This is a genomic window from Neobittarella massiliensis (ex Bilen et al. 2018) (assembly GCF_900289145.1).
GTDB classification, from domain to species: Bacteria; Bacillota; Clostridia; order Oscillospirales; family Ruminococcaceae; genus Neobittarella; species Neobittarella massiliensis.
Window position 1 is genome coordinate 37,003 of the sequence record NZ_OKQO01000011.1, and the last position, 15,587, is coordinate 52,589.

General features: G+C 62.1%; 14 protein-coding genes and 1 riboswitch. Of the genes, 6 read left to right on the top strand and 8 right to left on the bottom strand.

Going from position 1 to position 15,587, the window contains the following annotated elements:
* The first annotated feature begins 386 nt into the window (after nt 1-386).
* The 6 genes from C6Y32_RS13975 to C6Y32_RS14000 all read left to right on the top strand — a co-directional run bounded on the left by C6Y32_RS13975 (nt 387) and on the right by C6Y32_RS14000 (nt 7,782).
* Nucleotides 387-1,739 (top strand): hemolysin family protein, encoded by a 1,353-nt coding sequence (locus tag C6Y32_RS13975; protein ID WP_105205893.1) that lies wholly within the window; start codon nt 387-389, stop codon nt 1,737-1,739.
* The gene (locus tag C6Y32_RS13980; RefSeq protein WP_105205894.1) at nt 1,736-2,185 is read left to right on the top strand and encodes an acyl-CoA thioesterase; all 450 of its coding nucleotides are present in this window, start codon (nt 1,736-1,738) and stop codon (nt 2,183-2,185) included. The genes C6Y32_RS13975 and C6Y32_RS13980 overlap by 4 nt, the downstream gene beginning before the upstream one ends.
* Before the next feature lie 192 nt (nt 2,186-2,377).
* Entirely contained in the window at nt 2,378-3,376 is a 999-nt protein-coding gene (locus C6Y32_RS13985) for a nucleoside hydrolase (RefSeq protein ID WP_105205895.1), read from the top strand.
* A gap of 225 nt (nt 3,377-3,601) precedes the next feature.
* Nucleotides 3,602-4,957, top strand: a complete 1,356-nt coding sequence (locus C6Y32_RS13990; RefSeq protein ID WP_105205896.1) for an ABC transporter permease family protein — start codon at nt 3,602-3,604, stop codon at nt 4,955-4,957.
* 68 nt (nt 4,958-5,025) lie between these two features.
* Nucleotides 5,026-5,129: riboswitch (NiCo riboswitch) on the top strand.
* Between the two features lie 116 nt (nt 5,130-5,245).
* Nucleotides 5,246-6,133 carry a cation diffusion facilitator family transporter gene (locus C6Y32_RS13995; RefSeq protein WP_105205897.1) on the top strand — a complete coding sequence of 296 codons (888 nt, stop codon included), beginning with the start codon at nt 5,246-5,248 and terminating at the stop codon, nt 6,131-6,133.
* A 185-nt stretch (nt 6,134-6,318) separates the two neighbouring features.
* Nucleotides 6,319-7,782, top strand: coding sequence for a hypothetical protein (locus C6Y32_RS14000; protein ID WP_105205898.1), 1,464 nt, complete (start codon nt 6,319-6,321; stop codon nt 7,780-7,782).
* A 139-nt stretch (nt 7,783-7,921) separates the two neighbouring features.
* Here the strand turns inward: C6Y32_RS14000 and C6Y32_RS14005 are convergent, their stop codons facing one another.
* The 8 genes from C6Y32_RS14005 to C6Y32_RS14040 form a co-directional block, all read right to left on the bottom strand.
* On the bottom strand, nt 7,922-8,185 hold the full coding sequence (locus tag C6Y32_RS14005) for a metal-sensing transcriptional repressor (RefSeq protein WP_105205899.1): 264 nt from the start codon (nt 8,183-8,185) through the stop codon (nt 7,922-7,924).
* Nucleotide 8,186: 1 nt separating this feature from the next.
* Entirely contained in the window at nt 8,187-10,763 is a 2,577-nt protein-coding gene (locus C6Y32_RS14010) for a heavy metal translocating P-type ATPase (protein ID WP_105205900.1), read from the bottom strand.
* A 232-nt stretch (nt 10,764-10,995) separates the two neighbouring features.
* The gene (locus tag C6Y32_RS14015; protein ID WP_105205901.1) at nt 10,996-11,721 is read right to left on the bottom strand and encodes a PHP domain-containing protein; all 726 of its coding nucleotides are present in this window, start codon (nt 11,719-11,721) and stop codon (nt 10,996-10,998) included.
* Nucleotides 11,721-12,071 (bottom strand): hypothetical protein, encoded by a 351-nt coding sequence (locus C6Y32_RS14020; RefSeq protein ID WP_243562788.1) that lies wholly within the window; start codon nt 12,069-12,071, stop codon nt 11,721-11,723. The genes C6Y32_RS14015 and C6Y32_RS14020 overlap by 1 nt, the downstream gene beginning before the upstream one ends.
* Complete coding sequence (locus tag C6Y32_RS14025) at nt 12,064-13,383, bottom strand: [Fe-Fe] hydrogenase large subunit C-terminal domain-containing protein (protein WP_105205902.1); 1,320 nt, start codon at nt 13,381-13,383, stop codon at nt 12,064-12,066. The genes C6Y32_RS14020 and C6Y32_RS14025 overlap by 8 nt, the downstream gene beginning before the upstream one ends.
* A gap of 28 nt (nt 13,384-13,411) precedes the next feature.
* Nucleotides 13,412-14,641 carry a hypothetical protein gene (locus C6Y32_RS14030; RefSeq protein ID WP_105205903.1) on the bottom strand — a complete coding sequence of 410 codons (1,230 nt, stop codon included), beginning with the start codon at nt 14,639-14,641 and terminating at the stop codon, nt 13,412-13,414.
* Nucleotides 14,642-14,727: 86 nt separating this feature from the next.
* On the bottom strand, nt 14,728-15,153 hold the full coding sequence (locus C6Y32_RS14035; protein WP_105205904.1) for an ATP-binding protein: 426 nt from the start codon (nt 15,151-15,153) through the stop codon (nt 14,728-14,730).
* 59 nt (nt 15,154-15,212) lie between these two features.
* The gene (locus C6Y32_RS14040; RefSeq protein ID WP_105205905.1) at nt 15,213-15,572 is read right to left on the bottom strand and encodes a DRTGG domain-containing protein; all 360 of its coding nucleotides are present in this window, start codon (nt 15,570-15,572) and stop codon (nt 15,213-15,215) included.
* Nucleotides 15,573-15,587 lie beyond the last annotated feature (15 nt).

Sequence of the window (15,587 nt, forward strand, 5' to 3'; positions counted from 1 at the left end):
TATGAGCTCTTTCACTTTTTGCGCCCTGTCCTGGGTACACAAGCGCGAAAACAGTACAATAAAAGAAGACCGATAGCCTTCTTTCCACAATAAAAAGTTTAACACTTTTAAACTGTGATGTAAAGGACAAAACCTGGCAAAACCAGCCTGTACACACAAAATTCCACCGCGGACGCCCGGGTCGGGGGCCCCGATGGCATTCGCCGGGCGATGTGTGCGGCGCAGCGGGCCTTTTAACTCGCCGCCAGCGGTATTTGACAGCGGCTGCCAAAGCGGTTAATATAAATTCTGTATATGCACAGTGCGCCCGCAGATATGTGGGCGGCACGGCACCTGGCGGGTACCGGCAAAGCGCACCCGCCTTATCGATCGGGAGGAGTCGACGGATGGACCCTGACGGGAATATGAACGTGTTTTTCTTTTGGGCGGCGCTGTGTGCGCTGTTAGCCGGCCTGCTGCAGGCCTTTTACTGGGGGGCGCTCACTTGGCTCGAGGAGCGCCGCGGCCAGGAACCGGGCCCCGGGCGGGCAAAAAAACTGGCCCAGCTCATGGACCAGCGCCACCGGGTAGAGGCCAGTGTCAGTCTGGGGTGGCTGCTGTTGGGCGGGGCCGGTTACCTCTGCCTGTACCTGGCCCTCTATCCCCTGCTGGCCGAGCGGCTGTTCCCCGGCCCGGTGTGGGATCTCGCTCCATTTTGGTGGGCGCTGGGGCTTTTTGTGCCCTATGCGCTGCTGTTCGTGGCGCTGTGCAAGGTGCTGCCGGCGGCGCTGGGCCGCGCCCGCAGCCAAGGCTGTGGCCTGGGGCTGCTGCCGCTGTACCGGGCGCTGTCGCTGGTGCTCTACCCGCTGGGGTCGGTCGCGCTGGGGCTGGGCCGGGCGCTGTGCCGCCTGTTCGGGGTGCGCCCGCAAACGGTGGCCGACGCCGTCACCGAGGAGGACATCCGCCTGCTGGTAGATGAAGGCGGGGAGACTGGCGCCATCGAGCAGAGCCAGAAAGACATGATCGCCGGCATCTTCGAGCTCGACGACATCACCGCCGAGGACATCATGACCCACCGCACCGAGATCACCGCCGTCGAGCTCTCCGGCAGCATCCAGGATGTGGTGGGCGCCACTTTGGAAAACGGCTTTTCCCGCATCCCCATCTATCAGGGGGACCTGGACGATATCGTGGGCATCGTCTTTGTCAAAGACCTGCTTCAGCTGGTGGGCCGGGCCGACCTGCAGGCGTGCAGGATCGAGGACTTTATGCGCCCGGTATTTTACGTGCCCGAGGCCATGAAGTGCCGCGACCTGTTTGCCGTCATGACCCAAAAACACGCCCAGGTGGCGGTGGTGGCCGACGAGTACGGCGGTACCGCCGGTCTGGTCTCGATGGAGGACATCCTCGAGAGCATCGTCGGCAATATCCAGGACGAGTACGACACCGAGGAGGAGGAGATCCAAAAGCAGCCCGACGACTCCTACATCGTCGACGGCGCTGCCGATCTCGACGATATCTGCGAGGAGCTGGGCCTGTCAATCGACTACGACGACTCGCTCTACGACACGGTAGCCGGCTTTATCACTGATGTTTTGGGCCGCATCCCCGATGACGACGAGACCCCGGCCATCGAGTATGGCGGTTACCAGTTCCAGGTGCTCAAAGTCGAGGAGCGCCGCATCGCCCAGGTGCGCATCTGCAAGCTGCCGCCCTGCGAGGAGACCGCCGATGCAGACAGCGCGGAGGACCGGCCGTGAACGAGACTTTGGTCACCGTCCGCTACGCCGAGACCGATCGCATGGGCATCGTCCATCACGCGGTCTACCCAGTGTGGTACGAGGAGGGGCGCAGCGCCTATTTCCGCGCGCTGGGGCTGCCCTACTCGGCCATCGAGGAGTTGGGCCTCTTTACGCCGCTGTCTCAGCTGGGCTGTAAGTTTGTGCGCAGCTGCACCTATGAGGACGTGCTCACCGTGCGCACGGTGATAGAGCGGCTCACCCCGGCGCGCATTCGCTTTGGGTACGCCGTACTGCGGCAGGGTGAGATGAGACCCATCAGTACCGGTTTTACCGAGCACGGTTTTGTCGGTCGCGACATGCGGCCGCTCAGCGTCAAAAAGTGCTTTCCCCAGCTGTGGCAGCAACTGGAGAAAGCGGCAGCTGCCGATGCCGACCTTGACCTGACCCGGCCTACAGACCGGTGACAGCGCTATAAAAATGATACAGGCAGTTATGGCCCCCGCCGCCCGGCGATGGGGCCATAGCTTATTTTAGGGGAGACAGAGCTGCGGGACAACTGTCATTGCCACCGTCTAGCCAGTGGCGGTATAATAATTTTGTAAGCGCCCATCGGCCCGCTCGTCGGGCCCATCCAGCTTGTGTAGGAGGAATACCGTATGCAGACAGATACTTCCAAGATCATTTTAGATGTGGATACCGGCACCGACGACGCCATGGCCATCATCACCGCCATGAGCGCCCTGCGCGAGCGGCTGCTGGCCATCACCGTCACCCACGGCAATCGGCCGCTGCCCAATACCCTCGAAAATACCCTGAGGGTGGTGCAGCTCATGGGCGGCGGGGTGCCGGTGTATGCCGGCATGCCCGGCCCTATGGTACAGCATCTGGCCCCCGGCCGGCTGCAAAACCAGCGGCGGCAAAAGTACCAGCAGCAACACGGCGGCAAACAGGTCGCCATCCACGACGACTATCTCGATCTGCCGGCAGCCACCATCGCCCCCCAGCCCCAGCACGCCGTCAGCTACCTGGTCGAGACCCTGCGCCATACCGCCGAGCCCATCACCGTAGTGGCGGTGGGCCCGGCCTCGAATATCGCTATGGCCCTGCAAATGGACCCCTCTATCGCCAAAAATATCCGCCAGCTCATCGTCATGGGCGGCGGGCACGACGCGGTCAACATCACCAGCGCCGCCGAGGCCAACTTTTACTGGGATCCCGAGGCCGCCCACATCATGCTGGGGGCCGACTGCCCCATCGTGGTGTTCCCCCTCGACGCCACCACCTCCATCCTCTTTAACAAAGCGGACGCCGCCCAGATAGCCGCCGTGGGCACCCCCGGTGCTGAGTATTTCGGTTCGCTCATCGAGCACTGGACCGACCGGCTCAAGCTATTGGGTATCCGCAACAACATGCAAAACGACGATGACTACTCCATCGCCATGCACGATGTATTCTGCGTGCTCTATCTCATCGACGACAGTTTCGTGCTGCAAAAACGCCGTCAAAACTGCGACGTCGACTTTGGCGGCAACATTGCCGACGGCCGTCTGGTGGTGGATACCCGCTCCTACTCCGAGCCGCAGGGCGATGTGCAGATCGTCTACCAGCTGGATAAGCAGCGGGTGCTGCAGCTGCTGACCGAACTGCTCAAATAGCCCGGCGACAGGTCTTCACACAAACGGCTTGGCGGGCATAGGCTGGGGGCGCTGTCGCGGGAGCGGCGGCGCCCTCTGGCTGTGCCCCGAGCCGGCAAAACTTGTCGTTTGCCGGCGAAAGGTGTAGGCAAAAAGGCTTTAGATGTGGTACTCTGTAAGTGGTGTTTTGGCGCACAAAAAGGTGGGTATCCCCGGTGTGCCAGTTTAAAAAAAGGAGGTGTGCCCGTGCGCACATTGGGTAAAAAAATAGCGCCACGCGTCCTGTACGCGCTGACAGCGGCGGCGGGCGCGCTCTCTCTGCTGGGAATCGTGCTGCTGGCTGTGGCCGGTGGCACCATCACCCAGCTGCAAGGTGCCACTGCCCCGCTGTGGCTGCTGGAGGGGCTCTATGCGCTGGGCCTGGCACTGCTGTGCTGCACGGCGGTTCTGGCCGGCCTGCGCCGCAGCGCTGTACGCCCCTGCCCACCGGGCCTGCGCGCAGTGCTCTGGTGCGCGGTGGCCGGGGCGGTGGTGCTGCTGGTCAACGCCCCGCTGGCCCACCTGGGCCGGCAGCTGTTGCGGGGCGACTACCTGTCGGTGCTGGCCACCGAGATGGACCCGGTCTCGCTGGGGGCGGGCATCGCGCTGCTGCGGCTGTACCTTATCGCCCAGGCGGTGGTGGGTGTCTGGGCGTTGGGCAAGCTGCTGGGCCGCGGTCTGGCCGCCCCGCCCTCTGCCGGCAGCCGGTTGGGCCGGTGGCTCAGCCGGGTATCTACCGCCGGCGGCCAGCGCGCGGTGGTGCTGTCTGGTTTTGGGGCGCTGTTGCTGGGGTCGCTCATCTTGTGCGGTGCGCTGTTGGGGCGCACTCGGGTCGACCTCACCGACGGTCTACAGCCGGTATTTTACGGTGAGTCGGGCGCCGGTATGGCCTACGTAGACCAGCCCCCGCTGCCCGATACCGAAGACCGGCGCACCGCCGATTTTTGGCGTGGTGTCGGGTACGAGGTGACCCCCAGCGAGGGGCTGCACAACGGCGATCCGGTCCAGGTGCGGGTGGTGTACGACAGTGCTGCCGCCCGCCGTGCGCGGATACAGGTCAGCCGCGCCAGCCGCACCTTTTCGGTGCAGGGCCTCACCGAGCGCTACCGTACTCCCGAAGACCTGCCCCCGGCGATCACCGACCTGTCAGACCGTGAGAGCCGCTCTCTCATTAAAAAGAATCTGCGTTATCTCTCGGCTGCCGGCGATTTTGCCTACGACCGGGAGCGCGAGCTGGTAAAGGCACAAAAGGTGGCCAGTTACCTGATGAAGAGCGAGCCCGGTGGCTACAATAGCGACCGCTACGTGGCGCTCTACCAGGTGACGGTACGCGGCCAGGTCAAAGAAGAGAGCAGCTACCGCACCGCCCAACAGGACTTTTATTATTACACCGAACTGGGTGGTGTCGACAGCGATTTTGTGGCCGGCGCGGCCCAGGTCACCGGCCGCTACTTTTCCCGGCGCGACGAGGTGCACAGTCTGGATCAGGCCTGCGCGAAAGTCGAGGCCGCCTTTTCCACCTACACGCCGGTGCGGGCGACCCAGAGCGGCCAAAAAACTTAAGTGTTCCCTTGACAGCGCTCGCGGCATACCGTATAGTAATGGGTAATCTCTTTGCACTGCATATCGCTACAGTACAAACTGAACAGGCGGCCGCCCCCATGTGGGGCGCGGTGCGCCGGGCCGCAGCGCGCGGCAGCAGATGAAAATGCACAGGCACATCTGCGGGACAGTAGTATGTTCCGCAGGTGTGCTTTTTTGGTACCCAAAAGCTGCGGTCATCTGGGCAGATGCGTGTCACAGAGTTATCAAAAATGCCGCTGTTTTGCGAGCGACAGGGAGGTAACTTTCATGAAACAACAAAGATTCGGCCAACAGCTGGCTATGCACGTCTCGGCCGTTACCATCGGCTGGAACCTGGTGCTGTCGGCGGGCAAACTGGCCGCCGGGCTGCTGGCCAGGTCAGGAGCTATGGTGTCCGATGCGGTCCATTCCGCCTCCGACGTGTTCAGCACCGTTATCGTCATGGTGGGGGTCAAAATGGCCGGCAAGGCGCCCGATGACGACCACCCCTACGGCCACGAGCGGCTGGAATGTGTGGCGGCACTTCTGCTGGCAGCGGTGCTGTTTGCCACCGGTCTGGGTATCGGCGTCTCGGGCTGTCAAAAAATATTCTCCGGTGCGGCCGGCAGCTTAGCGGTGCCCGGGGCGCTGGCACTGTGGGCGGCGGTGCTGTCGGTGATTATAAAAGAGGCCATGTATTGGTATACCCGCGCAGCAGCCAAAAAGCTGTCCTCCAGCGCCCTGATGGCCGATGCCTGGCACCACCGGTCCGATGCGCTGTCCTCGGTGGGCAGCTTTGCCGGTATACTGGGGGCCCGTCTGGGCCTGCCGGTGCTCGACCCTATCGCCAGCGTACTCATCTGCCTGTTTATCCTCAAGGCGGCGATCGATATCTTTCGCGAGGCGATAGCCAAAATGACCGATCGTGCCTGCGACGAGCAGGTACAGTGTCAGCTGCGGCAAAAGATCGGCGCTCAGCCCGGGGTCTCCGGGGTGGACCGGCTGAGTACCCGCCTCTTTGGCGACCGGGTATACGTGGATGTAGAGATCAGCGCCCCCGGCCAGCAGACTCTGCAGCAGGCCCACGATACCGCCCGCCAGGTCCACGATATGGTCGAGCGCGAGTTCCCCCAGGTCAAGCACTGCATGGTGCATGTAAACCCGGCGGCGGATTGAGCAGCTTCCAGGTGGCGGAATTTACAAACCAATGGGTCGCCCGGTGTGTAAATAGACGATTTTTGGCGAAATAGGAATGTCCCTATAGGCAGCAGCGGCAAATATATGCTATGCTGATACCAGTAAAACGCCGCCGTCGGTAGACAGCTATACCGGCGGTGGCGCTGTCTAGAGGAGGAGATATCGTGCAAAAATTGAGGGATTTTATAACGGCTAAGCGGCTTTATCTGCTCTCGGTGATCATGGGCGGCGGCGCCGTACTGGCCTGGCTGCTGCTCACCGTCAGCGAGCATGCGATCAGCAGTATGAGCGGGGCCGGCTTTCTCGTGGTGGTGCTGGAGCTGGTGTATTTTGTCTCACTGGCCGCCAACCTCTGCCTTACGGCGGGGGCGGGCCTGCGGCTGTTCGGGGCAAAAGAGCGCACCATCCCCATGATCGCCACCTTTGCGGTGGGGGTCGTGGGTACGTTGGCCCTGCTGTTTAATCTGCGCCTGGTGGGCCTGGGCTTTGCCCTGTTGGGCGGCGACTATATGGCTATCATCGGGGCTGCCATGTCGCTGCAGGCTATGGCGGCAGCGCTGTACTTTCTTTACTTCGCCATCATTTTGCAGGTGGCACTGGCCGGCTATAATATCTATAACCTGCTGCAGTTAAAAAAGGGCAAAACGCCCCATCAGATGGGTGCTCCGGCCCCGCGGTTCGACCCCATGACCGGCCAGCCCATTGTCACCGCCACCCAAGCCGCCGGTGGGGTAGCCACCGCGGCGCCGCCTGCTGTGGCGGCACCGGGGCAGACGGCTCAAAAATTGCGGGCGTTCGTGGGCAGCAAAAAGGGCAAAGTCACCCTGGGCTGTATCGGCGGCGGTATCCTGCTGCTGGTCGCTGGCGGTATTTTGCTGAGCGTGCTCACCCGCACCAAGCTCGACCTGGTCTCGGGGGTGGAGGTCACCTTCAATAACGAGTCGGGCGCCGGCACGGCCTATGTCAGTAAACAGGATATTGATTACGACCTAAACGACGCGGCGGTGGGCATCTTCGTCGGCAGTGTCACCTATCAGATCGAGCCCAATGAGGGCCTCGCCAATGGCGACAAGGTCACCGTCAAGGCAGTCTACTCCAAAGAAACAGCCAAAAAAGCCAAGATCAAGGTCATCAAAGATACCCGCACCTTTAAAGTGCAGGGCCTTACCGAGCGGTACGGAGATGTGGCCGACCTGCCCGACGAAGTGATCGAGACGTCAGACGCAAAAAGTGAAAAGCTCATAAAAAACAGCTATGACTCTATCTCTTATGCCGGCGACTTTGCCTACGACAAGGATAAAGAGCTGGTGGGGTACGAGAAGGTGGCCCAGTACCTGATGAAAGGTGAGCCGGGCGGTTACGACAGCGACGTGTACGTGGCGCTGTACAAGGTCACCGTTAAGGGGCAGAAGAAAAACGGTTACGGCAGCAGTGCCACCTACGAGGACCTGCAGGGAGACTTTTACTACTACACCGAGATGAGCGGTATCGACTCTGATTTTGACCCCGACGACGCCTATGTGTACGGCACCTACTTCGGCAGCTGGGACAAGATCGAGACCCAGGAGCAGGCCGAGACCGAGATCGAGGAGGAGTACGACGATTACACTATCGTCAAAGGCGCCTAAGAACACTCGTGCACCGTACACCGGATGGATATTTCGTAAATAAGCACCCAGTAAAAAGGTAATATAGCTTGCATATAAGCGTGGGGCGGGCGACCAATTTGGTCGCCCGCCCCACTTTTTGCCGCCCAAGGCAGCCTGTCTATTTGGCCAGCTTGTCGATGATAGCCAGCACCTCGTCCAGTTTCTCCTCCGGATCGCCGCTGGCAAAGGCGTCTTTTACGCAGCCCAGCATGTGGGCCTTTAGGATCTCCCGATTGGCTTTGGCCAGCACCGACTGGGTCGCCATCACCTGGTTTGAGATATCGATGCAGTAGCGGTCGTCCTCCACCATCGAGAGGATCCCATCCAGCTGGCCCCGGGCCGTCTTCAGCAGCCGGGTCACCGTCTGTTTGTCGGCTTTCATGTTACTCTACCGAGGTGACGGTGTAGCCGGCGTCGGTCACAGCGGCTTTCAGCACGTCGTCTGCCACGTCGTGCTCCAGCTCGACTACAGCGTTTTTGTCCTCTAGGCTCACAGTGGCCTGTACGCCGTCGATGGCATTCAGTGCTTTCTCCACATGCGCCACGCAGTGGGCGCACATCATACCTTCAATGTGAATGGTCTTTTTCATGGTACTCTCTCCTTCTTGTTGTGTGGGTAGATCACTCTGGTGTACTTCCTGTATATCGGCCGGTGCCGGCTCTGCCGAGTGGCGGAGCTTGGCACCGGTGCGCTTAGGCCGAAAGCCCCGCAGCCGCAGAGCGTTGGTCACTACGCAAACGCTGGATAGGCTCATGGCCGCTGCGCCAAACATGGGGCTTAGTTTTAGCTCCAGCGCCGGGTACAGCAGCCCGGCAGCCAGCGGAATGCCCACCGAGTTGTAAAAAAATGCCCAGAACAGGTTCTGTTTGATGTTGCGGATGACCGCCTTGCTCAGCTGTACGGCTGTCACCGCGTCCTGCAGGTCGCTCTTCATCAGCACAACGTCGGCGCTCTCAATAGCCACATCGGTGCCGGCGCCAATGGCAATGCCCACATCGGCCCGTGCCAGTGCCGGGGCGTCGTTGATACCGTCGCCCACCATGGCCACTTTTTTGCCGGCAGCCTGTAGTTTGGCTACTTCCTGCTCCTTTTGCTGGGGCAGCACGCCGGCGATGACGTGGGGGATATCCAGCTGCCGCTGGATGGCCCCAGCCGTGCGGGCGTTGTCGCCGGTGAGCATCACCACGTCGATGCCCATCCCCCTAAAGTCGGCAATAGCCTGAGCGCTGGTGGGCTTTACCGTATCGGCTACGGCAATGATGCCCAGCAGTCGCTCGCTATCGGCAAATAGCAGCGGAGTCTTGCCGTCCTCGGCCAGCGCCGCCACCTGGGCCTGCTGTTGCTCGCTCAGGGCGATACCGCTGTCGGCCAGCAGGGCCTCGTTGCCGGCAAAGTATGCCTGCCCGCCGATCGAGGCGGTGAGTCCTTTGCCAAAAATAGCGGTAAAGTCGTCGGTGGGCTCCAGTGTCAGCCCCATCTCGCCGCTCCGGTCTAAAATGGCCTGAGCCAGCGGGTGCTCACTGCGCTTTTCTAGGCTGGCTGCCAACTGCAGCAGAGCGGGCTCCTCTTGCCCGGCCAGGGGCAAGATATCGGTGACTACCGGGTGCCCCTGGGTAATGGTCCCGGTCTTGTCCATCACCACCGTGTCGATGCTGTGTGCCGTCTCCAGCGCCTCGCCCGACTTGATGAGGATGCCGTTTTCGGCCCCTTTACCGGTGCCCACCATAATGGCCACCGGTGTGGCCAAGCCCAGCGCGCAGGGACACGAGATGACCAGCACCGCAATACCCACCGAGAGCGCAAACTCCACTGTGGCCCCGGCGATCAGCCAGACGACTGCCGCCAGCAGGGCGATGCCGATGACTACCGGCACGAACACGCCGGAAATCTTGTCGGCCAGCTTGGCGATAGGCGCTTTAGAAGAGCTGGCGTCCTCCACCAGCCGGATGATCTGCGACAAGGTGGTGTCCTCGCCCACCTTGGTGGCGCGGAACTTAAAAAACCCGGCCCGGTTGATGCTGGCGCCGATGACTGTATCCCCCGGCCCTTTGTCCACCGGTATGCTCTCGCCGGTGATGGCCGCCTCGTCCAGGCTGGAGTTGCCCTCGAGGATGACCCCGTCTACCGGCACGCTCTGGCCGGGCCGCACCAGCACCGTGTCGCCCGATACCACCTGCTCTACCGGCAGCTCCAGCTCCTGGCCGTCCCGCTCCACAGTGGCGGTCTTGGGGGCCAGATCCATCAGCTTGGTAATGGCCTCGCTGGTCTTTCCTTTGCTGCGGGCCTCCAAATACTTGCCCAGGGTGATCAGCGCCAGGATCATAGCCGCCGACTCGAAATACAGGTCCATGTGGTAGTGGTGGGCCAGTTGCATATCCTGTATGCCCAGCCCGTAGCCGATGCGGGTAATGGCGAACACCCCGTACACCAGTGCCGCCGTCGAGCCGATGGCGATCAGACTGTCCATGTTGGGCGCCCCGCGAAATAGGGTCTTAAACCCCACCTGGTAGTACTTGCGGTTCACATATACCACCGGCAGCGTCAGCAAAAACTGAGCCATAGCATAGGTGACGCCGTTTTCGATGCCGCTCAAAAAACCGGGCAGCGGCAGCCCGACCATGTGTCCCATCGAGATGTACATCAGCGGTATCAAAAAGCCAAACGACACCCACAGCCGCATCTTCATATTTTTGATCTGCAGCTCTACCGGGCTGGGCCCAGCCGGCGCAGTCCGGTCGGCGATCTGCTGTCCGTGGGGGGTAGCGCCGTAGCCGGCGGCGTCGACCGCTGCCTCGATCTGGGTGTCGGTCACCTGGTCGTCCACCTGTACCGTCATGCTGCCCGTGAGCAGGTTGACCGAGACCTCCTCCACCCCGTCAAGTCCCCGCACCGCTTTTTCTACGTGGGCGCTGCAGGCCGAGCAGGTCATACCGGTGACGTCAAATTTCTGCTGTCTCATAAGGTCTCCCTCCTGTGTGGTAGACACCCCCAGGGGGAGGGGGTGTATGTATAGTATACCACAGCAGTGTAGTTTGTCAATACCGCTCACTGCATTTTTATTGTCCCCGCGCGTGGCCGCCGGTATCTGCCGCTTACAAATATGAAAAAAGCCGGGGCGAGGGGCCGTCCTCGTCCCGGCGCGGGCCACGGGCTCACAGCTCACAGCTCAGTTTGCCCGCGGCGCACTGCCGCTATGCAGTTTTTAACAGCCGCTCCAGCAACCCTGCTATCTCACTGGGCAGATACTCCGGACGGGCTGGATTTTTGATATCTTTGGCGTAGTGGGCGTCGGAGTTGGTGATGGTCTTGATATCCGGCGGCAACAGCCCCCGCTGCAAGAGGTCCGGCGCCTTGGCGATATCGGCCAGCTCAGCGATGGTAAACCCCATGTCCGCGTCTAAAAAACCCAGGTTCGAGAGCACGCTGTTGGCACTCTTATCCACATGGGCCGGGTAGGCGATGCCGCCAAACCGGGCGGCCATGGGCACGGCGTCGTAAATGGAGATGTCGCAGGCGTTGATGAGCAGTTTATCCAGCTTCCCCACCACCTCGTCATCGGTGTTGCAGATATACTGATGCCCGAAGATCTCCTCATCGTTTGCAATATCCGGCAGCTTTTCATATACCGCATCGCCGAAGGCCAGCGCCCCGGGCAGGCTGTCAAACAGGCACACCACATGCACCTCTTCACGGGTGCACAGCTCCATGCCCGGTATCACCGGCAGGTCGTAGAACCGCCCCGCCTCCAGGGCATAGGGGCAATTTTTAACGGTGTTGTGGTCGGTCAGGGCAATAAAATCCAGGCCGCCCAACTTGGCCAGTCCCACAATGGTAGCCGGGGTCATCTCATCGTCCCCGCAGGGGGATAGGCAGCTGTGCAGGTGCAGGTCGTATCGGGCCAGCCGGCCCGCCCCCATCACGCGCCTCCGGCGGCCAGTGCGGTCACCGCCATAGCGGTCTGGTATACCGGCAGCTCGGTGCAGTACACGTTGATGCCCTGCTGCTGCGCCTTGGTGCGGGCCTCCTCATCGAGCACGGCCCCTTCCGCCACCACGATACAGGCAACGTCAGCCAGCGCCGCCACCGCGATCGCATTTACGTTGCCCATCACCGTGATCCACAGATCCCCCTCCTGGGCCCGGCCCATCACCATGCTCAGCAGGTCGCAGCAGTAGATCCCGGTCACCTCTCTCTCCTGGCCACAGCACACCGGCTCAATGCCGGCGCAGTCCGCCAGATCGGCGGTCGAAAACAACACGTTATCCATTATCCCGCTCCTCCTTTCTAAACGGCAGCGGCACCAGGTCGCGCAGGTCGGTCTGGTCGCCGCCCAACAGTTCGATCTCGTCGCGCATGCGGAAGATACAGTCCCCCACCGCCGCCTTGCCGCGGACCACATCCTCGGCAAAGGCCCGACACGAGGGAGACCCGCACGAGCCGCAGTCCAGCCCCGGCAGGCTCGCCGCCAGCTGCTCGATGTCGTTTAACTTCTGCATAGCCACCGACAGATCGCTGTCCAGCGTCATTACTGGCTGGTACTCCAGCTTCTGGTCCCATTTAAAAAAGGCCGGTATGGGCGAAGTCAGGCGATTACAGCTCACCGGCAGGTACTTGCGCAGCCGCTGCAGCTTGGTCTTGGCCACGTAGGGGTTCTCTACCGTCAGCACCCCGCCCACGCAGCCGCCGCTGCAGGCGTTGAGCTCGATAAAGTCCAGCCGGTCAAATTTTTCGTCCTCCAGATCTTCTAACACCCGTATCGCGTTCTCGATGCCGTCGGCGGCCAGGTAGTTATCCAGCAGCAGCGCCGATCCCTCGCCTCCGCTGGAACCCCAACTGATGCCGATGCGGCCGGTGTTGGTCAGCGGCTGGTTCTGCTCCTCGCTCATCTGTTCCAGCAGCAGCGGGTACACGTCTTTCAGGGCCAGCACGTAGTCGATCTGGCTGCGCTCGGCCCCAATGGGCGATTTGGCCGCCGTCACCTTGGCCGCACAGGGCGATATAAATGCCGTACAGATCTCCTCGAGTGGTATACCGGTCTGCTCGCTGGCCTCTTTTTTAGCCAGTGCCGCCGCCACCTCTACCGGTGCGTGCAGCGGCAGCACGTGGTCGCACAGCTCGGGAAAACGCACCCGGATCAGCCGGGTAATGGCCGGGCAGGCGCTCGAGATCACCGGCCGCTTGATGTCGCCGTACTTCATGATGCGCCGGGTGGCGTCGCTCACCAGCTCCGCCGCCCGCGACACCTCAAACACCCGGTCAAAGCCCATGCGCAGCAGGGCCGAGGCCACGATATCCATGTCCTCCAAGTTGTTGAACTGGGCAAAAAGCGCCGGCGGCGGCAGAGCGATCTTCAGCTTGTAAGGTGCCTGTAACACTGCCGTCACCGGGTCATAAGTGGCCTGTTTAGCATGGTGGGGGCAAATGCGGATACACTCCCCACAGTCGATACACAGCTCTTTGATGATATACGCCTTGCCTTTGCGCACCCGTATGGCCTCGGTGGGGCAGCGCTTTATGCAGTTGATACAGCCTTTGCACTTGTCCGGGTCCAAAGTCACCGAATGGTAAAAGTCGGTCATGGCCGGGGTGCCTCCTCTCGCAGAATACTCATTCAAACAGTGCCTCTAAGCGGCTGGCAAAAGACCGGCAGTGAACAGTGTCGCGCACCGCTGCCGCCAGCTGCCGCTGCAGCGCCTCACGGGGTTCGTCCAGTGCCGCAGCCAGCGCCCCTAGCGGGTCGGCGGTAGCTGCCGCGTCAGATAGCAGCTGCTGCAAGTCGGTGTCGTCGCAGCCCCAGCTGTCACATAGCCGGCTGCGGCTCGGCAGCTGACACAGGCGGCTGAGCAGCTCGCTGGGCGCATCCAGCAGCGGCGGCAGCGATAGCAGCTTGTGCCGTGCTGCCACCGGCAACAGTGCCGCGGTGCGCCCCTCGGCGCGGGCGGTACACGCCCCCAGTGGGGCGCGGTCGTCTTCGCCTAGTCGCTGTGCCAGCTCGGCGGCCGTATGGCAGTAGACCGGTTGAAGTTGCTGCCGCAACGCCAGCGGTGCCAGCCCCCAAAACCAGGGGCCGGCCTCTTTTTGCAGGTATATCGGCAACTTTTCACGGTGCTGTGGCAGCGCCGCCTCCGGGGGCACCGGGTGTTCCAGCAGCGTCTGGCCATCCTGCTGCACCAGCCGGTAGCGCGCCGCCGGCGGCAGTGCAGCCAGTATGGCCGGTGAGCGGGTGGTGCACAGCAGCTGGCAGTGATTTTTGGCGCACAGTGCCTTGAGCGCGGTCACCAGCTTTTTCTGCTGGGGGACCGAGAGCCCCCACTCCAGCTGTTCTACACACACCATACCGCCCCTGCCCACTGCGGCCACTGCGGCCACTGCCGCCAGCACCGCCTCAGCGCCCGGCACGCGGTCGCGGTCCAGGTAGTACACCGCCCGCTCGCTGCGGCGGGCGTAGTCGTTCCAGCGCTGGCAGGGTTCCCGGCGGCGGGTCTCCACCACATCGATCAGCGGCAGCCGCAGGGTATAGCGCAGTACGCAGCCCTTGATGTGGGCGTCGTCGGCCGAAAAAGTAAAGAAGTCGCCAAAGGTGTAGTAGGGTTTTTGCCGCCCCGGCGGGCAGCTGCGCCCGTGATAGGCGCAGGCCGCCACCGCCAGCAGCGCACTGCCGCCGGCCCCCCGCTCGCCGCAAAAGGCGGCCACAGGATAGGTAAAGTGGGCGCACAGCGGCCCCAACTGCGCGATGCGCCCCCGGTCGAGTTCGATCTCCACCAGAGAATTTACCTTGCGGTCGCTGGCAAACCAACTGAAGTTCTGCCGGTCTATCTGGCTGTTGCGGTAGGCCATTTCTGTGCGCCTCCTCTCTGCGTGTATACCTTATTTAATAAAAGTGTCCGGGCGGTGGAGCCCGGCGCTTGCAGCGCGGCCCGCGGTCAGGCGATGTTGACGCGCATATACACGGTGGTGCCAACGCCCAGCTCGGTCTCGATGCGGATGTCGTCGGTGTACTTTTTCATGTTGGGCAGGCCCATCCCGGCGCCAAAACCCAGGTTGCGCACCTCCTCCGGGGCGGTAGAAAAGCCCTCGGTCATGGCCAGCGCCACGTCGGGTATGCCCGGGCCCTGGTCGGCCAGAGCAATGTCGATATAGGCGGTGGTGACCTCCACGTCGGCGGTGCCGCCGTGGGCGTGTATCACCATGTTGATCTCCCCCTCGTACATGGCGATGGCCACCTTGCGGATACACCCCGGGTCGATGCCCAGGGTCTTGAGCTTTTTCTTCACGTCGCTGGAGGCCTCTCCCGCGCGGGTAAAATCGTCCCCCGGCACGTCGTAATGCAGTTTCACCAGTTCTCCCATACTATAACTCCCACCTTCTCTGGCTCGGCCCGCTGCGGGCGCGGCCAGTCAGTCGCCGCTCACGAGAGGCGCTCCCCCACACCGCCGCTCAGTCCGGCGGCGTACAGCTTGCCACAGGCGGTGAACATGCGCTCGTCGGTGCACAGCAGAGCGATCTCGCCGCGCCGTGCCAGAGCGGTGATGTTCTCGTCCGGGGTCTTGCCCCGCACGAACACGATACACACCATGTCCATCATTTCGGCGGTGCGCACCACCTGCGGGTTGACCAGGCCGGTGAGCAGCACCGACTGGTCCTTTACAAAGGCCAGCACATCGCTCATCATGTCGCTGCCGCAGGCGGTGTGCACCTCGCGGTCAGCCAGCTCCTCGCCGTAAATCCAGCGGGCGTCGAGTATCTGCTGTATGTCGTGGATCGTCAATTGGTATCCCTCCAG